We start from the raw sequence: 19882 nt of genomic DNA on the forward strand, positions 1-19882 counted from the left end.
CGGTTATGCGGCGTTTTCGTGGTTGGGTTGTCGGATTGACCTTTGTAACGTGTGCAGTTCAGGCTCAAACGCCCGCGCCAGACGATCCGCTGCTGGATAACGGCGGGGCGGCGAATGCGTCGGCCAGCAGTGAAGCGCGCGGTGTGTTGCGGGCGCGGGATCAGGCGACGCTGGCCAGCGAGTTGTCGGGACGGATTGTCGAATTGCCGTTCAGCGAGGGCGAGTCGTTCAAGAAGGGCGATACCCTGGCGCGTTTCGACTGTTCGGCCTATCAGGCCCAGTTGAATGCCGCGCAAGCCGCCAGCCGTGGTGCCGGTGAAGAACTGGCGCACAACCGGCAACTGGCGGCGCTCAATTCCGTCGGGCGTTTCGAAGTGGCCCGGGCCGAGGCCAAGGTCAGCGAGACTCAGGCGCAATCTCAGGTTTATCAAGTACAGGTCAAACGCTGCAGCGTGGTCGCGCCGTTCGACGGGCAAGTGGTCGAGCGCAAGGTGCAACGCTACGAAAGCGTGCCGGCCGGGGCGCCATTGCTCGATGTGGTGGACAACCGCACCCTGGAAATCCATTTGCTGGTGCCCTCGCGCTGGATGGCGAAGCTCAAGCCCGGTCAGACCTTCAGTTTCGTTCCCGATGAAACCGGCCAGCCGATCGGTGCGACGGTAAAACGCCTTGGCGCACGGATCGATGAAGGCAGTCAGACCCTGTTGCTGGTCGCAACACTCCCTGAAGCCAAAGGCCTGCTCGCCGGCATGAGCGGCACTGCGCGTTTCCCGGAGCTTAAGTGAATGCCCCGGTGAGCGGCGGCGCCGAACAGGTGTTCGCACGGTTTCTCGATCTCGAACGGCAGACCCGCGCCGCCCGCGATGCGTCGCAACTGGCCTACAGCCTGGTCAATGACGGGCAGCCGCTGTTCGGTTATCGCCATGCGGCCCTGCTGATCGCCGGCAAGGTGCAGGCGGTGACGGGTGTCAGCGCGGTGGAGCCGAATGCGCCGTTCGTGGCGTTCGTCGAGCAGGCGGTGGCGCAGTTGTTCAAGCAGGATGTGCTGAAACAGGCGCGGGTGATCACGCCCGAGATGGTCAGCGAGTCAATCCAGAGCGACTGGCGCAGCCTGTCGGCGCTGCAGGTGTTCTGGCTGCCGCTGATCGACCGCGAGGGTCAGGTGTTCGGCGGTTTGTGGCTGGCCCGTGATCTGCCGTGGAACCCTTCCGAACAAGTGCTGCTGTCGCAACTGGGCGACACCTACAGTCACGCCTGGCTGGCGTTGCAACCGCGCAAGCCGTGGCGGCTGCGCTGGACGCGTAAACGTCAGGTGGCACTGGTCGCGGTGTTGTTGCTTGGCTTGTTGATCCCGGTGCGCCAGTCGGTGCTGGCCCCGGCCGAAGTGGTGCCCTTGGGGGGGCGAGTGGTGGCGGCGCCGCTGGACGGGGTGATTGCCGAGTTTCTGGTCAAACCCAATCAGAACGTGAAAACCGGTGATCTGCTGCTGCGCTTCGAAAGCACTACGCTCAAGGCCCAGGCCGATGTCGCCGAGCGTGCGCTCGGTGTGGCCGAAGCCGAACTCAAAGCCAATTCCCAACGTGCATTCGCCGACGCCGAGTCCAGCTCACGGGTGGATCTGCTGGCCGCCCGGGTCGAGCAGAAACGCGCCGAACGGGACTATGCCCGGGAACTGCTCAACCGCAGCGAAGTGCGCGCCGAGCGCGACGGCATTGCGGTATTCGCCGACGCCGAGCGCTGGACCGGCAAACCGGTGCAGACCGGCGAGCGACTGATGGAAATCGCCGACCCGAGCCAGGCCGAACTGCGCATCGAACTGGCAGTAGGCGATGCGATTTCGCTGGAACCGGGCGCCGATATTGCGTTGTTCCTCGACAGCGATCCCTTGCAACGCCACGTCGCCCGACTCGAGCGTTCGGCCTATGAAGCCCAGCCCACCGCTGGTGGCCAACTGGCCTATCGGCTGGATGCGAATTTTACCGACGCACCGCCGCGTATCGGCCTGCGCGGCACGGCGAAGATCTTCGGTGATCGCGCGCCGCTGGCGCTGTATCTGCTGCGCCGCCCACTGGCCGGCTTGCGTCAGAGCGTGGGCCTGTAAATGAACCTGCCGAGCCTGCGTGCCGACCTGCAACTGTCGCCCGCGGCGCCGGCGCTGGACGGCTCGCCGCGCTGGACCCTGGCCGACCCGGTGCGCGGGCGCTATTTCAAACTCGGCACGGCGGCAATGCGCCTGTTACGCCACTGGTCGCTCGGTGATCCCGAGCAGGTGCTGCGCGCCGCCAACCGTGAACCGGGCTTGCCGCTGGACGGCGTCGAGCTGGAGCAACTGCTGACGTTTCTGCGCGGGCATGACCTGATCAGCGCCCTCGACGATCAGCAACGCGCCAGTTACCAGCTCAAGGCCCTCGCGCAACGCCAGAGCCTGTGGAAAATCCTGCTGCATCAATACCTGTTTTTCCGCATTCCACTGTGGCGCCCGGACGCGTTTCTCAATCGGGCGTGGCCGTGGCTGCAGCGATTCGGGCCAAGGATTTTGCGCTACGGCTTTCCGGCGACCCTTGGGCTCGGGGTGTTTCTGGTCTCGCGGGACTGGCAGCGATTTGTCGGCACCTTTCCACACCTGTTCAGCCTCGGCGGGGCGATTTCGTTTGGTGTTGCGCTGTTCTTCGCCAAGCTCTGCCATGAGTTCGGCCACGCGTTCATGGCCAAGCGCGCCGGGTGTCGGGTGCAGAGCATGGGCGTGGCGTTCATGGTCTTGCTGCCGATGTTCTACACCGATGTCAGCGATGCCTGGCGGGTCAATGACCGACGTGCGCGGCTGCTGATCGGTGCCGGCGGGGTGCTGGCGGAATTGCTGCTGGCCTGCATCGCGTTGCTGGTCTGGTCATTGCTGCCGGACGGCCCGGCGCGCACGGCGGCGTTCATGCTTGCCAGTGCGACCTGGATCACCACGCTGGTGGTCAATCTCAATCCGTTCATGCGTTTCGATGGCTACTTTCTGCTCAGCGATTTGTGGGAGGTCGACAACCTTCAGGGCCGGGCCTTTGCCTTCTGCCGCTGGCGCCTGCGTGAGTTCTTGTTCGGCTATGGCGCACCGGCGCCGGAGCCTTGGTCGCCGGCGATGCAGCGGCGTTTGCTGATCTGGGGGTACGGTTCGTGGTTATGGCGTGCGGCGTTGTTTTTCGGGATCGCGCTGGCGGTCTATCACCTGTTCTTCAAGGTGTTGGGGATCTTCCTGATGCTGGTGGAACTGGTGTGGTTCATCTTTTTGCCGATCATGAGTGAGTGGCGCCAGTGGTGGAGTCGCCGCGAACATGCTCACGGCCCGCGCGTGCTGCTCAGCAGCCTGGCAGTGCTGGGCTTGTTGCTGGTGCTGATCGTGCCGTGGCGCAGCGCGGTCGAACTGCCGACGATGCTCGAGGGCGGTCGAGCCAGTGCGCTGCATGCGCCGGTGGCGGCGCGGGTCAAAACGGTGAAGGTTGCGGACGGCCAGAAAGTCGCTCAGGGCGACGTGCTGATCGAACTGGAGTCGCCGGATCTCGACTCGCGACAGGCCATCGTCCGCCGGGAAATCCAGATTCAGCAGTTGCTGATGCGCCGTCAGGCCGGTCGCAGCGAAACGGCTGCCGACGCTGGCATCGTCGAGCAACGCCTCGCCGAAGCCGTCGCGCAATACCGTGGCCTGAGCGCTCGCCGCGAACGCCTGCTGCTGCGTGCGCCCCATGCCGGCACCGTGCGTGATTTGCTACCGAACCTGACACCGGGCCGCTGGCTGTCGAGCAAGGATGCACTGGCGCGAGTGGTCGAGGACGGTTCGCGCCTGCGTGGTTATGTGGCCGAGGCCGAGTTGTGGCGGGTCAGACCGGGGGCCACCGGGCGGTTCATCGCCGATGACCCGATGCACCCGGCGATTACCGTGAAGCTCGATGAAATCGATACCAATGGCGTGGCCTATGTCGATCAGGAAGCGCTGACGTCCGACCATCACGGGCCGATTGCCGTACGCCGCGATCAACAGCAACGGGCGGAACCGGTGCAGGCGCAATACGGCGCGCGATTGACTACGCTGGATCAGCCACCTGCGCCAGTACAGCCGTTGCGCGGCGTGGTGGTGTTGCAGGGCAGCGGCGAATCGGTGCTCGGCGTAGCCTGGCGTCGGCTGGCGGCGCTGGGGGTCAGGGAAAGCGGTTTCTAGGGAGCGTGAATATGGCGGACAACGCAGCAGTGTCGGCAGACGGCCTGGTGGTGCGACCCTCGCGGGCCACCGACGGGCCTTTTCTGCAAAGTCTCTATCAATCCGCTCGCCCGGATCTGCAATGGATCGACGGCGAGCAGGACGTGGTGCAGCAAGTGGTCGCGCAGCAATTTCAGGTGCAGGAACAGGGCGTGGGCGAGAACCATCCCAATGCCATGCACTACGTCGTGGAAAAACTCGGCACGGCCATCGGTGCACTGAGCACGGATTTCGGCCCCAACGAAATCCGCGTGTTGTACATCGCCTTCATCCCTCAGGCCCGGGGCAAGGGTTACGGTCGTGCGGTGCTGCAAGGTGTGCAGAAGGCCGCGCAGCAAGTGCGTTGCCCGGTGGCAACGGTGGTCTGGGCCAACAATCCCCACGCGCGCCAGCATTACCTGGCGCTGGGGTTTGCGGTGGAAGAGCGCAATCCGGCGGCGGAGCGGCTGGTGTGGTATCCGCGATGAGCCTTGAAAATCAATTGAAGGAAATACAGAAGTAGCCCAACTGTGGATCCCGCCCCATCGCCGGCACTCGTGACACGAAAATATCTTCCACCCGGCCGAACTCCGGCAGCTCCAGTGCGCACAGGCCGTCGACAAATTCCGTCGGCTCCAGGCTGTTGAATTCGAGGCAGAAGGGCATGCGTTCGCTGTGGCGCATTTTCGCCGACGGGGCTTCTTCAAGGTGGGCGAGTTGAATTGGCAGCGCCGTGCCATCCGGCAGGTGCAGTGTGCGTTGTTGCCCCAGCAACGGCTGGAGGTGTTCGATCTGAACCGATTGCAGCATGGTTTGACTCCAGAGAAAAAACGAAACGTCCGGGGGCCCGGGGCCCCCGGACGATTGCTCAGTTGCGCGACGGAAAGAGACCGTTCAGGGCAACGCTGAAGTTGAGGACCAGGAAGGGGGGCATGATACCCAGCGGCTGGCTGCCGCCGGTGGAGGAAATGTCCCCGGTGACGGTGGTGGTCACACCTTTGAGTGGCACTGGCGTGGCGCCCTGGGCGTCGGAATAGATGTTCGCCGAGCCGGGGCCGCCGCCGGAGGCACCGAGGTAGGAATTGGTGGCAGTCGGTACAGTCGCCGGATTGCTGGCGGGGACCGCTAGCGACAAGGCCGTGTTGGCGCTCAGACCCGTCATCGCGTGGGTGTGGTTGGGCATGTTGGCAATGGTGGCGGTGACGCTTTCCGTGCCAGCCACCTGGCCGATGATGCGCGGCGTCAGGCCCAGACCGTTGCCTTGGGCGATTGGCACGCGACCTTGCAGGTTGGGCAACTGAAAGTTGGTCGTGCCGTTGCCGCCGTAGTAGGTGCCCAGCAACGCGAACAACGCGTTGTATTGCGCAATGGAAAGGGTCTGTCCATTACACAGGGCCCAGCCATTGGGGGCGAAGTTGAAGGCGAACGGTTGAATCGTACCCATAAAGACTTCCATGGTTCCTCATCCTTCTGTTATGTGGTTGGCGCGCCGCGCGTTAGCCTGTGTTGTCGGGCAGGTGGAAAGGCTTTGCTGGCGCCTTCCGTTTGCGCAGGCAGGTCACGCCAAGCCGTAGCGTAGACCCGGATCGACGGACTTGCCGGACGTCGTCGCGGCCGCGCGTCGACTTCGCCGCTGGCCTACAGTGAGCGCAATGATTGAGGCTGTTCTGTACTCGAAAAATCTAAGGGAAGCTTGATGGAAGCGCGTCGCGAGACTCCGCTGGGGGATACCCAGGACCCGTTTGCCGCACCAAATGCCGGTGTCCGGCGTCTGCTGCGCTGGGTTCGCCAGCAGTGGCTGATACCGATTTTGCTGTTGGCGGCAGTCGTGCGTTTTTATGACCTGACCGCCGCCGCGATCTGGGGCGACGAAGGCTCCAGCCTGTTGCTGGCGCGCTATACGCTGGGCGGTATCTGGGAACATGCGGCGTTCGATGTGCATCCGCCGTTGTACTTCATGCTGCTGCACGGCTGGGTCAGTCTGTTTGGCGAAGGGATTCTGTCGATCCGCAGCCTCAGTGCCCTGGCCGGCATCGCCACAGTCGGTCTGGGCATGTGTCTGGTCGATCGTCTGGCGACCCGTCGTGCCGCCATCATCGCCGGGGTACTGCTGGCGCTGCTGCCGACGGCGGTGCGCTACAGCCAGGAAGTGCGCATGTACTCGCTGCTCGGCCTGTTGCTGCTCGGCACCACCCTGGCATTGATCTGCTGGGTCAGACGCCCGCAGCGCCGACGGTATCTGGTGATCTACGCGCTGCTGATGAGCGCCGCGTTGTACACCCATTATTTCGCCGTGCTGGCGGCACTGAGCCATTGGCTGTACCTGGGGCTGATCCGCCTGTTGCCGGGTTATCGCCTGCGGCACATCCAGCGCAAGGACTGGTGGCTGGCCAATCTGGCGATCGTCGCACTCTACCTGCCGTGGCTGCCGAACCTGCTCGATCTGACGCAGCACATGGAAGAACTCAAGGTCGGTGGCGATGTGGGCTGGGAAGATCCGGTGACCCTGTCCTCACTGCCGTCGATGATCTGGCTGTGGCTGATCCAGAACGAAGGCGATCATCTTCCGGTGTTGCTGTTCGGCGGCATGCCGCTGGCCATGCTGGCGCTGGCGGGCGTGGCCGTGGCCCGTGACCGCAGCGTGAACCATGGCAGCGTGCTGCTGGCGCTCTACACCGGTGTGCCGTTGTTTCTGGTGTTCGCGGTGTCGTTCATCAGCCCGGTGTTCATCGAGCGCTATCTGACGGCCTACGCACTGGGGCTGCCGATGCTGGTGGCGCTGGCCATCGACCGTTTGTACAGCCGCGCTCGAGTGCTGGCGGCGGTGGTACTGGTGTCGTTTGTCGGGATCGAAATGGTCGGGGTGAACACCAACGCCACGGTCGATCCCGATGACCAGCTCAATGTCATGGTCGATCACATCAACCATCACTTCGTCAGTGGTGACCGGATCGTTACCAGCGACATGCTCTGGTACCTGAGTTACGTCTACTACAACCGCACCGATGCTCAGGTAAGGCTGTACACACCGCCCGCCGCCGACGGGCGCTCGACGCGTCCGAACCATTACGGTTTCGGCACACTGGTGCCCGATGAGGTTTATCTGGATCGTCTCGCCGATCTGCCGAAAAACAGCTCCCGGGTCTGGTTGATCGGTGACCTGGACCCGGAAGTGGCGGACCCGTTCCTGCCTCTGCCCAAGAGCTGGCAGTTGCGTGATCAGTCCAGTGCTGGCGGGGCGAAAGCGCGACTTTTCGTTATGGAAAAGGACGATCGTACCAACGGAGAGTGACTTAAACGCTTCACCTGACTGTTCGCGATAAGAAATGACATTACAAGTCCGTTTTGCTCTATGTTGATATCAAAACACTACTAGTCGAAAGGTTATTGTTGGACTACGCTCGTCGGATAAAAGGACTTACAAAGTAATGGTGAAGGGATTGCAGCAGTTCCACTTTATCTCCGGCTTGCCGCGCTCAGGTTCGACTCTCCTGTCTGCGATTCTTTTGCAGAACCCGCGCTTTCATGCCGGCATGACCAGTCCGGTCGGCGCGTTGTTCTCCGGTGTCCTTGAACAATGCAGCGCCGGCAGCGAATTCGGTGCGGTGATCGACACCGACATGCGCCGTCGCCTGCTGCGCGGGCTGTTCGATTCCTACTACGCCGACAAGGCCGACAAACCGGTGGTGTTCGACACCAACCGGCAGTGGAGTTCGCGCCTGCCGGCGATCAACGATCTGTTCCCCAAAGCCAAAGTCATTGCCTGTGTGCGCAACGTCGCCTGGGTGATGGACAGCCTGGAGCGGCTCTACCGCGCCAACCCCTATGAAAACACCAAGCTGTTCGGCGATGCCGTCGAGCGCAACACGGTCTACAGCCGCTGCGAAACCCTGGCCCAGCGCAACCGCCTGGTGGGATTCGCCTGGGCGGCGCTCAAGGAAGCCTATTACGGCGAGCACGCCGATTCGCTGCTGATCGTTGATTACGACCTGCTGACCCAGGCCCCCGAGCGGGTGCTGCGGCTGGTCTACGACTTCATTGGCGAACCCTGGTTCGAGCACGATTTCGAGCACCTGGCCTATGACGCGCCGGAGTTCGACCAGGCCCTGGGCGTGGCTGGCCTGCACAAGGTCAAACCCAAGGTCGCCCTGCAGTCGCGGCGCACGATTCTGCCGCCGGACCTGTTCAAGCAATACGCCGATTTGTCCTTCTGGCTCGATGGCTCAGCCAGCGCTGCCAATGTGATTCGTATGAAGTCCGACGCCGCGATCAGTTGATCGCGGCGTTTTTCATTGATGCGTTTACAACTGTTCGAGTCCGGGTGAGCAACATGTGGTGGAGCAAGCAAAAGTCGCGGTTAACCGAAAGCCAACGGACGCTGGCGGCGCCGCTGATCATGTCGCTGGAACCGCGCCTGCTGTTCGACGGCGCCGTGGCGGCCACTGTCGCTGACACCGCCGCCCAGGCCGACAGCCATCCCGCTGCCGATGCGGCCAAGACACCCACGGCCGATCATCCGTCGGTCAGCAAGGACACCCACGGCCAGGCCGATGCCACACCTGCGGCCAGCCCGGTGGCCGTACCTGGGCAAAGCGTGGTGTTCGTCGATGGCCGGGTCAAGGATGCCGACAGCTTGCTCAAAGGCGTCGCCCCGGGGACGCAAGTGGTCAAGCTCGACGCGAGCAAGGACGGCTTGCAGCAGATCGCCGACTATCTCGACCAGCATTCGGGCGTCAGCTCGGTGCAAATCATTGCCCACGGCAACGCCGGTGACCTGTGGCTGGGCAACAGCTACCTGTCGGCGGACAACGTCGCGCAGCGCAGCGCGGTGCTGGCGGAAATCGGCAAGGACATGAACGTCGGTGGCGACATCCTCATTTACGGCTGCTACACCGCCGAGGGTGACCGTGGCCTGAGCTTTGTCGACTCGCTGGCGCAATTGACCGGTCGTGACGTGGCGGCGTCGAACAACCGCACCGGTGTGGGCGGTGACTGGGATCTGGAGATCGCCACCGGCAAGATCGAGAGCGCCAACGTGCTGTCGACCTTGTCGATGAGCGAGTACCAGTGGGGCCTCGCCACCTGGACTGCCACCAACAACGCGAACACCGGGGTCGGCTCGCTGCGCGCAGCGCTGGCGTCGGCGCAGAACGGCGACATCGTGACCTTCAGCACCGGCATGACGGTACAGCTCACCTCGGAATTGCTGATCAACAAGAGCGTCACGGTCGATGGCGACCTGAACAACGATGGCGTCGCCGACGTCACCCTCGATGGCCAGTACAAGACCCGGGTGGTGGAAATCACCTCCGGCAGCACCGTGACCCTCGATGGTCTGGTGATTACCCGGGGCCTGGTCTCGGGCAACGGCGGCAATGGCGGCTATGGCGCGACCGGGGCCATGGGCGGCGGGATTTTCAACGCCGGCATCCTGACCCTGAACAACGTTTCGGTGACCGGTAACGCGGCGGCCGGTGGTGGCGGTGGCGGGGGTGTGACCGGTGCGTTCTACGGCGGTGCCGGTGGCGGCGGCGGTGGCCTCGGTGGTCAGGGCGGCGGTCATGGCGGCACGGCCGGGCCGGGCACCGGTACCCTGGGCGGCCAGGCCGGCAGCGGCGGTGTCGGCGGTTATGGCGGTGGCTACGACGCGACGCACATGGGCGGGCGCGGCGGTTCCACCCTCGGCGGTGCTGGCGGTGTGGGCGTGTCCTATTACAGCAACGGCGGCAATGGCGGCACCGCCAACAACGGCACGATTTCCATTGGCGGCGGCGGTGGCGGCGCCGGTTGGGACAAGGTCGGCGGCGTCGGCGGCAATGCGGCCGGCGGCATTTATAACGCCTCCACCGGGACCCTGAAAATCGTCGGCACCTCGGTCATCAGCAACAACATCGGTGCGGGCGGCGGTGGCGGTGGCGGCAGCGGCCAGGGCAGCAACAACCTGAACGGCGGCGACGGCGGACGGGGTGTCGGCGCAATCTGGAACCAGGGCGGCACGGTACTGATCACGGCCTCCAACTTCAGCTCCATCACTGGCAACGCGGCGGGCAGCGGCTCCGGTGGCGCAGAACTGGGCGGCGGCGTGACGGGCTCTGTACCCTTGGCCTTCGCGGCGATCTACAACAACGGCGGCACACTCAACACCGCTTATGTGGAACCACCGACCGCCACCATCGTGATGTCCGACACCGCCCTGAAAATCGGCGAAACCTCGCTGGTGACCATCACCTTCAGCCGGGCGGTGACCGGTTTCACCAACGCCGACCTGACCATCGCCAACGGCACGCTGACAGCGGTCAGCAGCAGCGACGGCGGCCTGACCTGGACCGCGACGTTCACCCCGACCAACAACATCACCGACGCCACCAACCTGATCACCCTCGACAACACCGGGGTGAACGCGATCAGCGACGGTGTGGCGGGTGTCGGTACGACCAACTCCGTCAACTACGCGATCGATACCGCGCGCCCGACCGTGACCATCGTGATGTCGGATACGGCATTGAAAATCGGCGATACCTCGCTGGTGACTTTTACCTTCAGTGAAGCGGTGACCGGCTTCACCAACGCCGACCTGACCATTGCCAACGGCACCCTGAGCGCGGTGAGCAGCAGTGACGGCGGTATTACCTGGACCGGGACGTTCACCCCGAGCGCCAGCATCACCGACACGACTAACCTTATCTCTCTGGACAACACCGGTATTGCCGATCTGGCCGGTAACGCCGGCACCGGCACCACCGATTCGGTCAATTATGTGATCGATACGGTGCGGCCGACCGCGACCATTGTCGTGGCCGACACCAACCTGGCGGTGGGAGAAACCTCGCTGGTGACCATTACCTTCAGCGAAGCGGTCAGTGGCTTCACCACGGCCGACCTGACGGTGGCCAACGGCACCCTGACCGGCCTGAGCAGCAGCGACGGCGGCGTCACCTGGACCGCCACGCTCACGCCAACCACCAACATCACCGACACCACCAACCTGGTCACCCTGGACAACACCGGGGTCGTCGATCTGGCCGGCAACGCCGGCAGCGGCACCACCAACTCCAACAACTATGCGATCGACACCGCGCGGCCGACAGCGACCATCGTGGTGGCCGACAACAACCTGAAAATCGGCGAAACCTCGCTGGTGACCATCACCTTCAGCGAAGCGGTGACCGGTTTCACCAACGCCGACCTGACCATTGCCAACGGCACATTGACGGCGGTCAGCAGCAGCGACGGCGGCATCACCTGGACGGCGACGTTCACGCCGACCGCCAGCATCACCGACGCGACCAACCTGATTACCCTGAACAACACCGGCATCGCTGACCTGAACGGCAACGCCGGCAGCGGCACGACCGATTCGAACAATTACGCCATCGATACCGTGCGCCCGACCGCGACCATCGCCTTGTCCGATAACGCGTTGAAAATCGGCGAAACCTCGGTTGTGACCATCACCTTCAGCGAAGCGGTGACCGGTTTCACCAACGCCGACCTGACCATTGCCAACGGCACGTTGAGTGCGGTGAGCAGCAGCGACGGCGGTGTCACCTGGACGGCGACGTTCACGCCGACCAGCAACATCACCGATGCCACCAACGTCATCACCCTGGACCAGACCGGCGTCTCCGACCAGGCCGGCAACGCCGGCAGCGGAACTGTCGACTCCGGTAACTATGCCATCGACACCCAGCGTCCGACCGCGACCATTGTGGTTGCCGACAGCACCCTCACGGCCGGTGAAACGACGCTGGTGACCTTCACCTTCAGTGAAGCGGTGACCGGTTTCAGCAATGCCGACATCGTGGTTGCCAACGGCACCCTGACGGCGGTGAGCAGCGGCGACGGCGGCATCACCTGGACGGCGACGTTCACGCCGAACGTGGGCGTCAACGACGCCACCAACCTGATTGTCCTGAACAACACCGGCATCGCCGACCTCGCCGGCAATACCGGCAGCGGCACCACCAGTTCGCCCAACTACACCATCGACACCGTGCTGCCGACCGCGACCATCATCGTGTCCGACTCCAGCCTGAAAATCGGCGAAACCTCGCTGGTCACCATCACCTTCAGTGAAGCGGTGACCGGTTTCACCAACGCCGACCTGACCATCGCCAACGGCACGTTGTCGGCAGTCAGCAGCAGCGACGGCGGCATTACCTGGACGGCGACCTTCACCCCGACCAGCAACGTCACCGACGCCACCAACCTGATCACGCTGGACAACTCCGGCGTGCAGAATCTGTCCGGCAACGCTGGCAGCGGCACCACCGATTCGAACAACTATTCGGTCGACACTCAGCGTCCGACTGCCACCATCGTGGTCGCCGACACCGCCCTGGGCGTCGGCCAGACCAGTCTGGTGACCATCACGTTCAGCGAAGCGGTGACCGGTTTCAGCAACGCCGACCTGATCATCGCCAACGGCACGTTGAGCGCCGTGAGCAGCAGCGACGGCGGCATTACCTGGACCGCGACCTTCACCCCGGCGGCAGGGATAACCGACACCACCAACGTGATCACCCTGGACAACACCGGCATCGCCGATCTGGCGGGCAACGCCGGCAGCGGCACCACCGATTCCAACAACTATGCCGTCGACAGTCAGCGCCCGACCGCCACCATCGTGCTCTCCGACAGCAGCCTGAGTGCCGGAGAAACCTCGCTGGTCACCATTACCTTCAGCGAAGCGGTGACCGGTTTTGACAATTCCGACCTGAGTGTCGCCAACGGCACCTTGAGCAACGTCACGTCCAGCGACGGCGGCATCACCTGGACGGCGACGTTCACGCCGAACGTGGGCGTCAACGACGCCACCAACCTGATTGTCCTGAACAACACCGGCATCGCCGACCTCGCCGGCAATACCGGCAGCGGCACCACCAGTTCGCCCAACTACACCATCGACACCGTGCTGCCGACCGCGACCATCATCGTGTCCGACTCCAGCCTGAAAATCGGCGAAACCTCGCTGGTGACCATCACCTTCAGTGAAGCGGTGACCGGTTTCACCAACGCCGATCTGACCATCGCCAACGGCACGTTGTCGGCAGTCAGCAGCAGCGACGGCGGCATTACCTGGACGGCGACCTTCACCCCGACCAGCAACGTCACCGACGCCACCAACCTGATCACCCTCGACAACAGCGGCGTGCAGAACCTGTCCGGCAACGCCGGCAGCGGCACCACCGATTCGAACAACTATTCGGTCGACACTCAGCGTCCGACTGCCACCATCGTGGTCGCCGACACCGCCCTGGGCGTCGGCCAGACCAGTCTGGTGACTATCACGTTCAGCGAAGCGGTGACCGGTTTCACCAATGCCGACCTGATCATCGCCAACGGCACGTTGAGCGCCGTGAGCAGCAGCGATGGCGGCATTACCTGGACCGCGACCTTCACCCCGGCGGCAGGGATTACCGACACCACCAACGTGATCACCCTGGACAATACCGGGATCGCCGATCTGGCGGGCAACGCCGGCAGTGGCACCACCGATTCCAACAACTATGCCGTCGACAGTCAGCGTCCGACGGCGACCATTGTCATGAGTGACAGTGATCTGCGCCCTGGCGAAACCGCCCAGGTGACCATCACTTTCAGCGAGGCGGTGACCGGTTTCGACAACTCGGACCTGAGCGTCGCCAACGGCACCCTGAGCAACGTTTCGTCGAGCGACGGCGGCATCACCTGGACGGCCACCTTCACGCCGAACATCGGCGTTACCGACCTGACCAATCTGATCGTCCTGAACAACACCGGCATCACCGACCTGGCCGGCAACACCGGCAGCGGTACCACCAGCTCGGCCAATTACCAGGTGCAGACCGAAGTGCCGACCGCGACCATTGTCATTGCCGACACTGCGCTCAAGGCCGGAGAAACCTCGCTGGTGACCATCACCTTCAACGAAGCGGTCAGCGGTTTCGACAACAGCGACCTGACCATCGCCAACGGCACGCTGAGCAACGTCAGCAGCAGCGACGGTGGCATCACCTGGACCGCGACGTTCACGCCGACCAACAACATTACCGACAGCAGCAACCTGATCACCCTGAACAACGCCGGGGTGGCCAACCTGTCGGGCAACAGTGGCGTCGGCACCACCGATTCCAACAACTTCGCCATCGACACCGCGCTGCCGACCGCCACCATCGTGGTTGCCGACAACCGCCTGGGCATCGGTGAAACCACCACGGTGACCATCACCTTCAGCGAAGCGGTGAGCGGGTTCGACCTGTCGGACATCAGCGTCGCCAACGGTTCGCTCTCGAACCTGACCAGCAGCGACGGTGGCGTGACCTGGACGGCGACTTTCACGCCGACAGCCAACGTCAACGACCCGACCAACCTGATTCTGATCGACACTGCCGGCGTCCAGGATCTGGCCGGCAATGCCGGGGCGAGCATTGCCATCTCCAACAACTACCTCCTCGATGCGACCCGGCCGACGGTGAGCATTGTGGTCGCCAATCCGCATCTGGGCATCGGCCAGACCACCACGGTGACCTTCACGTTCAGCGAGGCGGTGAGCAATTTCGACCTGTCCGACCTGAGTGTGACCAACGGTGACCTGAGCAACCTGACCAGCAGCGACGGCGGCAAGACCTGGACCGCGACCTTCACGCCGACCGCGAATGTCACCGACCCGAGCAACTTCATTGCCCTGGACACCAGCAACGTCACCGACCAGGCGGGCAACGCCGGCAGCACGGTGGCGGTGTCGAACAACTACACCCTCGACAGTGAACGGCCGACCGCTACGGTAGTGGTTGCCAATCCGAACCTGGGCGTCGGCCAGACGTCGCAGGTGTTCATTACCTTCAATGAAGCGGTGACCGGTTTCGATCTGTCGGACCTCAGCGTGGCCAACGGTACCTTGTCCAACCTCAGCAGCAACGACGGCGGCAAGACCTGGACCGCGACCCTGACGCCAAACGCCAACGTCAGCAGCGCCAGCAATGCGATCAGCGTCAACCGTGCCGGGGTCAGCGATCTGTCGGGTAACAGCGGCAGCGGGATCAGTCAGTCCGGCAACTATGTGATCAACACGGTGCCGGCCGTGCCACCGACGTCTCCTCTGGTGGTGACGCCGGATCCGCAGTTTCGCAGCAGCGATCCGGTCGTGGCACCGCCACCGCCTAACGTACCGCTGCAACCGGTGGTCTTCACGACGCCTGTCGGGAATCTCGGTTCACCGCTGACCTTCCCGCCGCTGTTCGAGCAGCGGGTCATCGGCAACGGTATCCGTCCATTGGGCGACATTTTCATCAACCACGGTGCCTTGAGCCCGAGTTTCATTGCCCAGGTGTTCACCAGCAGTGACAGCGGCGGCGACGGTTCGGGCCATGGCTTCCTCGGCTTTGGCGGGGGAGATGGGGGCGTGTTCGGTATCAGCACCCTTTCCAGCCTGTTCAACCAGAACAGCGAGACAGAGCGGGATTCACTGAACGCCTTCGACATTCACTCGATCAAGGGCGGCGACATTACCCAAGGCCTGCGCGGTGTGTTCGGCGCGCCGACCCTGGGCCAGCAACTGCAACAGATCAAGGACAGCGAGCAGCACCGGGTGGATAACCTGGCCGCGGCGCTGCAACAGGTCGGCATCAGCGAAATACCGGCCTGACAAACCAGAACAATCCAACAATATGTGGGACCTAGGGGCGATCCAGGGATGAAGAAAAGTCAGAAGTTGTTCGGCGCCAGCCTGCTGGCGCTGGCGATCAGCGGATGTGCAGTCACCAGTGAACCGATCGAACGCAGTGTCAGTGAGCAACGGGCCCGAGCCGACCTGCAAACCATGTACAAGGGCCAGGAACCGTTGCGCGGTCCGTTGACCCTGCACCAGGCCATGGCCCGCGCGGTGAAATACAACCTCGAAGGTCGCTTGAAGATCATGGAGGAAGCGCTGGCCAAGCGGCAGCTCGATCTCGCCAGTTTTGACATGCTGCCGCGCATGGCGCTGGACGCCGGTTACGTCGGACGCAACAACGTCAGCGCCTCCAGCAGCCAGAGTGTGCGCACCGGCACCCAGTCTCTGGAACCGTCGACCTCCCAGGACCGCGACCGCAACGTCGCCGACCTGACCATGGTCTGGAACGTTCTCGACTTCGGCGTCAGCTACATCAACGCCAAGCAACAGGGCGACCAGCGCCTGATCGTCCAGGAACGTCGTCGCAAGGTGATCAACACCATCGTCCAGGACGTGCGTTCTGCCTATTGGCGGGCAATGGCAGCCGAGCGTCTGCTCAAGCAGATCGACAGCCTGATGGCACGGGTCGACGCTGCCCGACGCAACAGTGAAAGCATGAGCGAGCAGCGTATCGGCGATCCGGTGCAGTCCCTCGGATACCAGCGTTCACTGATCGAAGCCACCCGGCAGCTGGAAGAGCAGCGCCGCGCGTTGTCGCTGGCGAAAACCGAACTGGCGACCCTGATCAACCTGCCGATGGGCACCAACCTGACGCTGGCCACCGACGACGGTTATCAGATCCCGGAACTCAAGGTCGATATCGCCAAACTGGAACAGGAAGCCCTGACCAGTCGCCCGGAACTGCGCGAGCAGGATTACCAGACCCGGATCAGCGCTGCCGAAACCCGCAAAGCCATGCTGCGCATGCTCCCGGGCCTGGAGTTTTCTGCCGGCGGGCACTACGACAGCAACTCGTTCCTGGTGAACGACCGCTGGGCCGACTATGGCGTGAAAGTGACCTGGAACCTGTTCAACGTAATCTCCGCTCCGGCGGCCATCGATGTGGCCAAGGCCGGTGAAGAAGTCGCTACCGCACGGCGTCAGGCGATGTCGATTGCAGTGCTGGCGCAATTGTACGTGGCCAACGCCAACTATCAGGAAGCGCTGCGCCAGTTCAAGACCAACCAGCAACTGTCGGACATCGACGGGCAAATTGTCGGTCAGTTGCGCAACCGTCATCAGGCGGCAGGCATCGGCGAGCTGGATCTGATCCAGGGCGAACTGAACAACCTGCAAGCGGATTTGCGCCGTGACCTGTCCTACGCCGACCTGCGCAATGCCTATGGCCAGATCTTCGCCAGTGCCGGCCTCGATCCGTTGCCGGATCAGGTGCAGTCGACTGAAGTGCAGTCGATCGCCACGGCGCTGGCCAACCGCGAAGCGGCGTGGGCGTCGGGGGATATTTCGGTGCCGGCGGCCCGTGCCGCTGCCAAGTGAGTGATGAGTCGGCCAGCGTACTCGCGCCTGCCGGTCTCTGTGGATTTGCCGTTGCTGTTGCAGGCGTTGGCGGCGATCGAGGACACAGACTGGCACGGCCATTTCAACACCGCGTATTTCAGCGGTGACTGGAGCGGTGTGGCGCTGATTTGCGCTGCCGATGCCTTGACCGAGTTGTCACCCGGTACCGCCGAACCGGTGCCGCGCCGCCCCTGGTTGAAGGACCGCCGCTGGCAACAGGCGTTGCGCGACCTGCCGTTGGAGATCGTCAGTGCCCGGCTGCTGCGATTGGGGCCGGGTGGGCAGATCCATGAGCATCGCGATTACGATCTTGAGGGTGAGAACGCCGATATGCGACTGCACATTCCGCTGCTCAGTCCGCCTGCGGTGGACTTCTGGCTCGATGGCCTGCGCATGCCGATGATGGAAGGCGAGTGCTGGTTTCTCGATCTTGCGCGACCGCACCGGGTCGACAATCGGGACAGTACGGCACGCATTCATCTGGTCCTCGATTGCCGACCCGGCGCCTGGCTGGAGCAGATGATGACCGACGGTTTGCCAAGCACACCGCGGCCGGATGCCGAAGACTCGGCGCTGCAGCGATTTCAGCGTCTGCTGGCCGTGGATCGGTCGTTGTCGGCGACCTTGCAGGCGCTACGTGATCCCGAAGCGTTCATCAGCCGAACCCTGGCGTTGGCCGCCGAGCGCGGCTTGTCATTCTCCCGGGAAGAACTGCAGGCGGCGATGCGCAACGGGCGCCGCTCGTGGAACGAACAATGGCGAGCCTGAATTTCGACGGCTGGCTGCCGGTTCGCATCTGGAAAGAGGCCGGGCAATGGCTGGTCGACTGGTGCTGGTTCGGTGACACGCCGCTGCACCAGCCGTTTTTTCGCGAGGCGGTGGAGCAGGCGCTGCAGTTGCCGTTCAATCAGGCGTTTCGCCGGCAGACGTCCTTGTCGGCGCTTGCCGATTGGCAAGCACTCAGCCCGGGCCTGTCACCGAGCGCTTTCATCCTGCACGCTTCGCGCTGTGGTTCGACGCTGATCAGTCAAATGGTGGCGCAGCTCGCCGATCACATCGTGATTTCCGAGGCGCCCCCCCTGGATGCCTTGCTGCGCAGCGATCTGCCGGCCGCTGAACGTCGTGCGGCCATCGCCGGGTTGCTCTCGGCCTACGGTCAGCGCCGGCGCGGGATGGAGCAGAGACTGGTGATCAAGCTCGATGCCTGGAACATCGGCGAATGGCCGTTATTGCACGACTGTTTTCCCGACACGCCGTGGCTGTTTGTCTACCGCGATCCGCTGGAGATCGCCGTTTCACATCTGCGTCGCCCAGGCATGCACATGGTGCCCGACCTGCTCGGCGCGTGCGTGCTGGACGACGACCTGCCATTCAAAGGACGCGAGGATTTTATCGCCCGGCGATTGGGACGGCTGCTGGACGCGGCGTGTTTGCACTGCGCTGATTTCGACGGGCTGGCGGTGAATTACAACGAGTTGCCTGAGGCGATGACAGGACGGTTGGCGAGGTTCTTTCAACTCAATGCCGAGCAGTGTGAGCAGGCGCTGACGGCTTCTGCGCAGCATGCGAAACAGCCGTCACAGGCGTTTGTCGCCGATGGCGAAAGCAAACGCCTTGAGGCTTCCACTCTGTTGCGCACGCAAGTGGAACGTTGTGCGCGGGCGCCCTATGACGCACTGGAGCGCTTGCGCAGGCTCACGATTTTGCCGACAGATCCGCCATTCCCTTGAGCAACTCGATCGGCAACGGAAAGACGATGGTCGAGCTCTTGTCACCGGCAATCGAACTCAGGGTCTGCATGTAGCGCAATTGCATGGCGCCGGGCTGGCGGCCGAGCATTTCGGCGGCCTGCATGAGTTTTTCCGAGGCCTGCAGTTCGCCTTCGGCGTGGATCACCTTGGCGCGCCGTTCCCGTTCCGCTTCAGCCTGTCTGGCGATGGCGCGCACCATCGATTCGTTGAGGTCGACATGCTTGATCTCGACATTGGCCACCTTGATGCCCCAGGCGTCGGTCTGGGCATCGAGCACTTGCTGGATGTCGATGTTCAACTGTTCGCGCTCGGCCAGCAGTTCGTCCAGTTCATGTTTGCCGAGTACCGCGCGCAGGGTGGTCTGGGCCAGTTGACTGGTGGCGGTCAGGAAGTCTTCGACCTGGATGATCGCTTTCTGCGGGTCGAGCACGCGGAAGTACAGCACCGCGTTGACCTTGACCGAGACGTTGTCGCGGGTGATCACGTCTTGGGGCGGCACGTCGAGGACGATGGTGCGCAGATCCACCCGGACCATTTGCTGCACCACCGGAATCAACAGGATCAACCCCGGCCCCTTGACCTGCCAGAAGCGCCCGAGCTGGAACACCACGCCGCGTTCGTATTCACGCAGGATGCGGAACGTCGAGCCCGCCAGGGCAATGAGCAACAGCAGCAGCGCGACAAAACCGATTTGCAGACCCATGA

General features: G+C 63.4%; 13 protein-coding genes. 10 read left to right on the top strand and 3 right to left on the bottom strand.

Annotated elements, in window-relative coordinates:
* Positions 1–5: 5 nt before the first annotated feature.
* Genes J5M72_RS21730 through J5M72_RS21745 form a run of 4 tightly spaced genes read left to right on the top strand, consistent with a single transcriptional unit; the run spans position 6 to position 4704 of the window.
* Complete coding sequence (locus J5M72_RS21730; RefSeq protein WP_207867053.1) at positions 6–785, top strand: efflux RND transporter periplasmic adaptor subunit; 780 nt, start codon at positions 6–8, stop codon at positions 783–785.
* Entirely contained in the window at positions 782–2101 is a 1320-nt protein-coding gene (locus J5M72_RS21735; RefSeq protein WP_169428317.1) for an HlyD family efflux transporter periplasmic adaptor subunit, read from the top strand. Before J5M72_RS21730 ends, J5M72_RS21735 begins: the two co-directional genes overlap by 4 nt.
* Positions 2102–4198, top strand: coding sequence for a biotin/lipoyl-binding protein (locus tag J5M72_RS21740; RefSeq protein ID WP_207867054.1), 2097 nt, complete (start codon positions 2102–2104; stop codon positions 4196–4198).
* Positions 4199–4209: 11 nt separating this feature from the next.
* Entirely contained in the window at positions 4210–4704 is a 495-nt protein-coding gene (locus J5M72_RS21745; protein ID WP_207867055.1) for a GNAT family N-acetyltransferase, read from the top strand.
* A gap of 10 nt (positions 4705–4714) precedes the next feature.
* Here J5M72_RS21745 and J5M72_RS21750 read toward each other — a convergent pair whose 3' ends face one another.
* Both J5M72_RS21750 and J5M72_RS21755 read right to left on the bottom strand, forming a co-directional pair.
* The gene (locus tag J5M72_RS21750; RefSeq protein WP_207867056.1) at positions 4715–5026 is read right to left on the bottom strand and encodes a hypothetical protein; all 312 of its coding nucleotides are present in this window, start codon (positions 5024–5026) and stop codon (positions 4715–4717) included.
* 58 nt (positions 5027–5084) lie between these two features.
* Positions 5085–5672 carry a tail fiber protein gene (locus J5M72_RS21755; RefSeq protein WP_207867057.1) on the bottom strand — a complete coding sequence of 196 codons (588 nt, stop codon included), beginning with the start codon at positions 5670–5672 and terminating at the stop codon, positions 5085–5087.
* Positions 5673–5912: 240 nt separating this feature from the next.
* On the opposite strand from J5M72_RS21755, the gene J5M72_RS21760 reads away from it, so the two are divergent.
* The 6 genes from J5M72_RS21760 (at position 5913) to J5M72_RS21785 (ending at position 19156) form a co-directional block, all read left to right on the top strand.
* Positions 5913–7508, top strand: coding sequence for a glycosyltransferase family 39 protein (locus J5M72_RS21760; protein ID WP_207867058.1), 1596 nt, complete (start codon positions 5913–5915; stop codon positions 7506–7508).
* 139 nt (positions 7509–7647) lie between these two features.
* Positions 7648–8493, top strand: a complete 846-nt coding sequence (locus J5M72_RS21765) for a sulfotransferase (RefSeq protein ID WP_207867094.1) — start codon at positions 7648–7650, stop codon at positions 8491–8493.
* 53 nt (positions 8494–8546) lie between these two features.
* Positions 8547–15842 carry an Ig-like domain-containing protein gene (locus J5M72_RS21770; RefSeq protein WP_207867059.1) on the top strand — a complete coding sequence of 2432 codons (7296 nt, stop codon included), beginning with the start codon at positions 8547–8549 and terminating at the stop codon, positions 15840–15842.
* Between the two features lie 48 nt (positions 15843–15890).
* Positions 15891–17405, top strand: coding sequence for a TolC family protein (locus J5M72_RS21775; RefSeq protein ID WP_169428324.1), 1515 nt, complete (start codon positions 15891–15893; stop codon positions 17403–17405).
* 3 nt (positions 17406–17408) lie between these two features.
* A complete protein-coding gene (locus J5M72_RS21780) occupies positions 17409–18194 on the top strand; it encodes an aspartyl/asparaginyl beta-hydroxylase domain-containing protein (RefSeq protein ID WP_207867060.1) in 786 nt (261 codons plus the stop codon).
* Positions 18182–19156, top strand: coding sequence for a sulfotransferase family protein (locus J5M72_RS21785; protein WP_207867061.1), 975 nt, complete (start codon positions 18182–18184; stop codon positions 19154–19156). Before J5M72_RS21780 ends, J5M72_RS21785 begins: the two co-directional genes overlap by 13 nt.
* Here J5M72_RS21785 and J5M72_RS21790 read toward each other — a convergent pair.
* Entirely contained in the window at positions 19122–19880 is a 759-nt protein-coding gene (locus tag J5M72_RS21790; RefSeq protein ID WP_169428327.1) for a slipin family protein, read from the bottom strand. The genes J5M72_RS21785 and J5M72_RS21790 overlap by 35 nt on opposite strands.
* Positions 19881–19882 lie beyond the last annotated feature (2 nt).

Origin of the sequence: Pseudomonas sp. 58(2021) (genome assembly GCF_017491585.1) — a bacterium.
Classification (GTDB): Bacteria; Pseudomonadota; Gammaproteobacteria; order Pseudomonadales; family Pseudomonadaceae; genus Aquipseudomonas; species Aquipseudomonas fluorescens_BT.

What these genes read in the sequence shown, in the direction of transcription:
- J5M72_RS21740 (WP_207867054.1), top strand. Translation starts at nt 2,102, where the DNA reads ATGAACCTGCCGAGCCTGCGTGCCGACCTGCAACTGTCGCCCGCGGCG.
- J5M72_RS21770 (WP_207867059.1), top strand. Translation starts at nt 8,547, where the DNA reads ATGTGGTGGAGCAAGCAAAAGTCGCGGTTAACCGAAAGCCAACGGACG.
- J5M72_RS21745 (WP_207867055.1), top strand. Translation starts at nt 4,210, where the DNA reads ATGGCGGACAACGCAGCAGTGTCGGCAGACGGCCTGGTGGTGCGACCC.
- J5M72_RS21780 (WP_207867060.1), top strand. Translation starts at nt 17,409, where the DNA reads ATGAGTCGGCCAGCGTACTCGCGCCTGCCGGTCTCTGTGGATTTGCCG.
- J5M72_RS21790 (WP_169428327.1), bottom strand. Translation starts at nt 19,880, where the DNA reads ATGGGTCTGCAAATCGGTTTTGTCGCGCTGCTGCTGTTGCTCATTGCC.
- J5M72_RS21775 (WP_169428324.1), top strand. Translation starts at nt 15,891, where the DNA reads ATGAAGAAAAGTCAGAAGTTGTTCGGCGCCAGCCTGCTGGCGCTGGCG.
- J5M72_RS21760 (WP_207867058.1), top strand. Translation starts at nt 5,913, where the DNA reads ATGGAAGCGCGTCGCGAGACTCCGCTGGGGGATACCCAGGACCCGTTT.
- J5M72_RS21730 (WP_207867053.1), top strand. Translation starts at nt 6, where the DNA reads ATGCGGCGTTTTCGTGGTTGGGTTGTCGGATTGACCTTTGTAACGTGT.
- J5M72_RS21785 (WP_207867061.1), top strand. Translation starts at nt 18,182, where the DNA reads ATGGCGAGCCTGAATTTCGACGGCTGGCTGCCGGTTCGCATCTGGAAA.
- J5M72_RS21750 (WP_207867056.1), bottom strand. Translation starts at nt 5,026, where the DNA reads ATGCTGCAATCGGTTCAGATCGAACACCTCCAGCCGTTGCTGGGGCAA.
- J5M72_RS21755 (WP_207867057.1), bottom strand. Translation starts at nt 5,672, where the DNA reads ATGGAAGTCTTTATGGGTACGATTCAACCGTTCGCCTTCAACTTCGCC.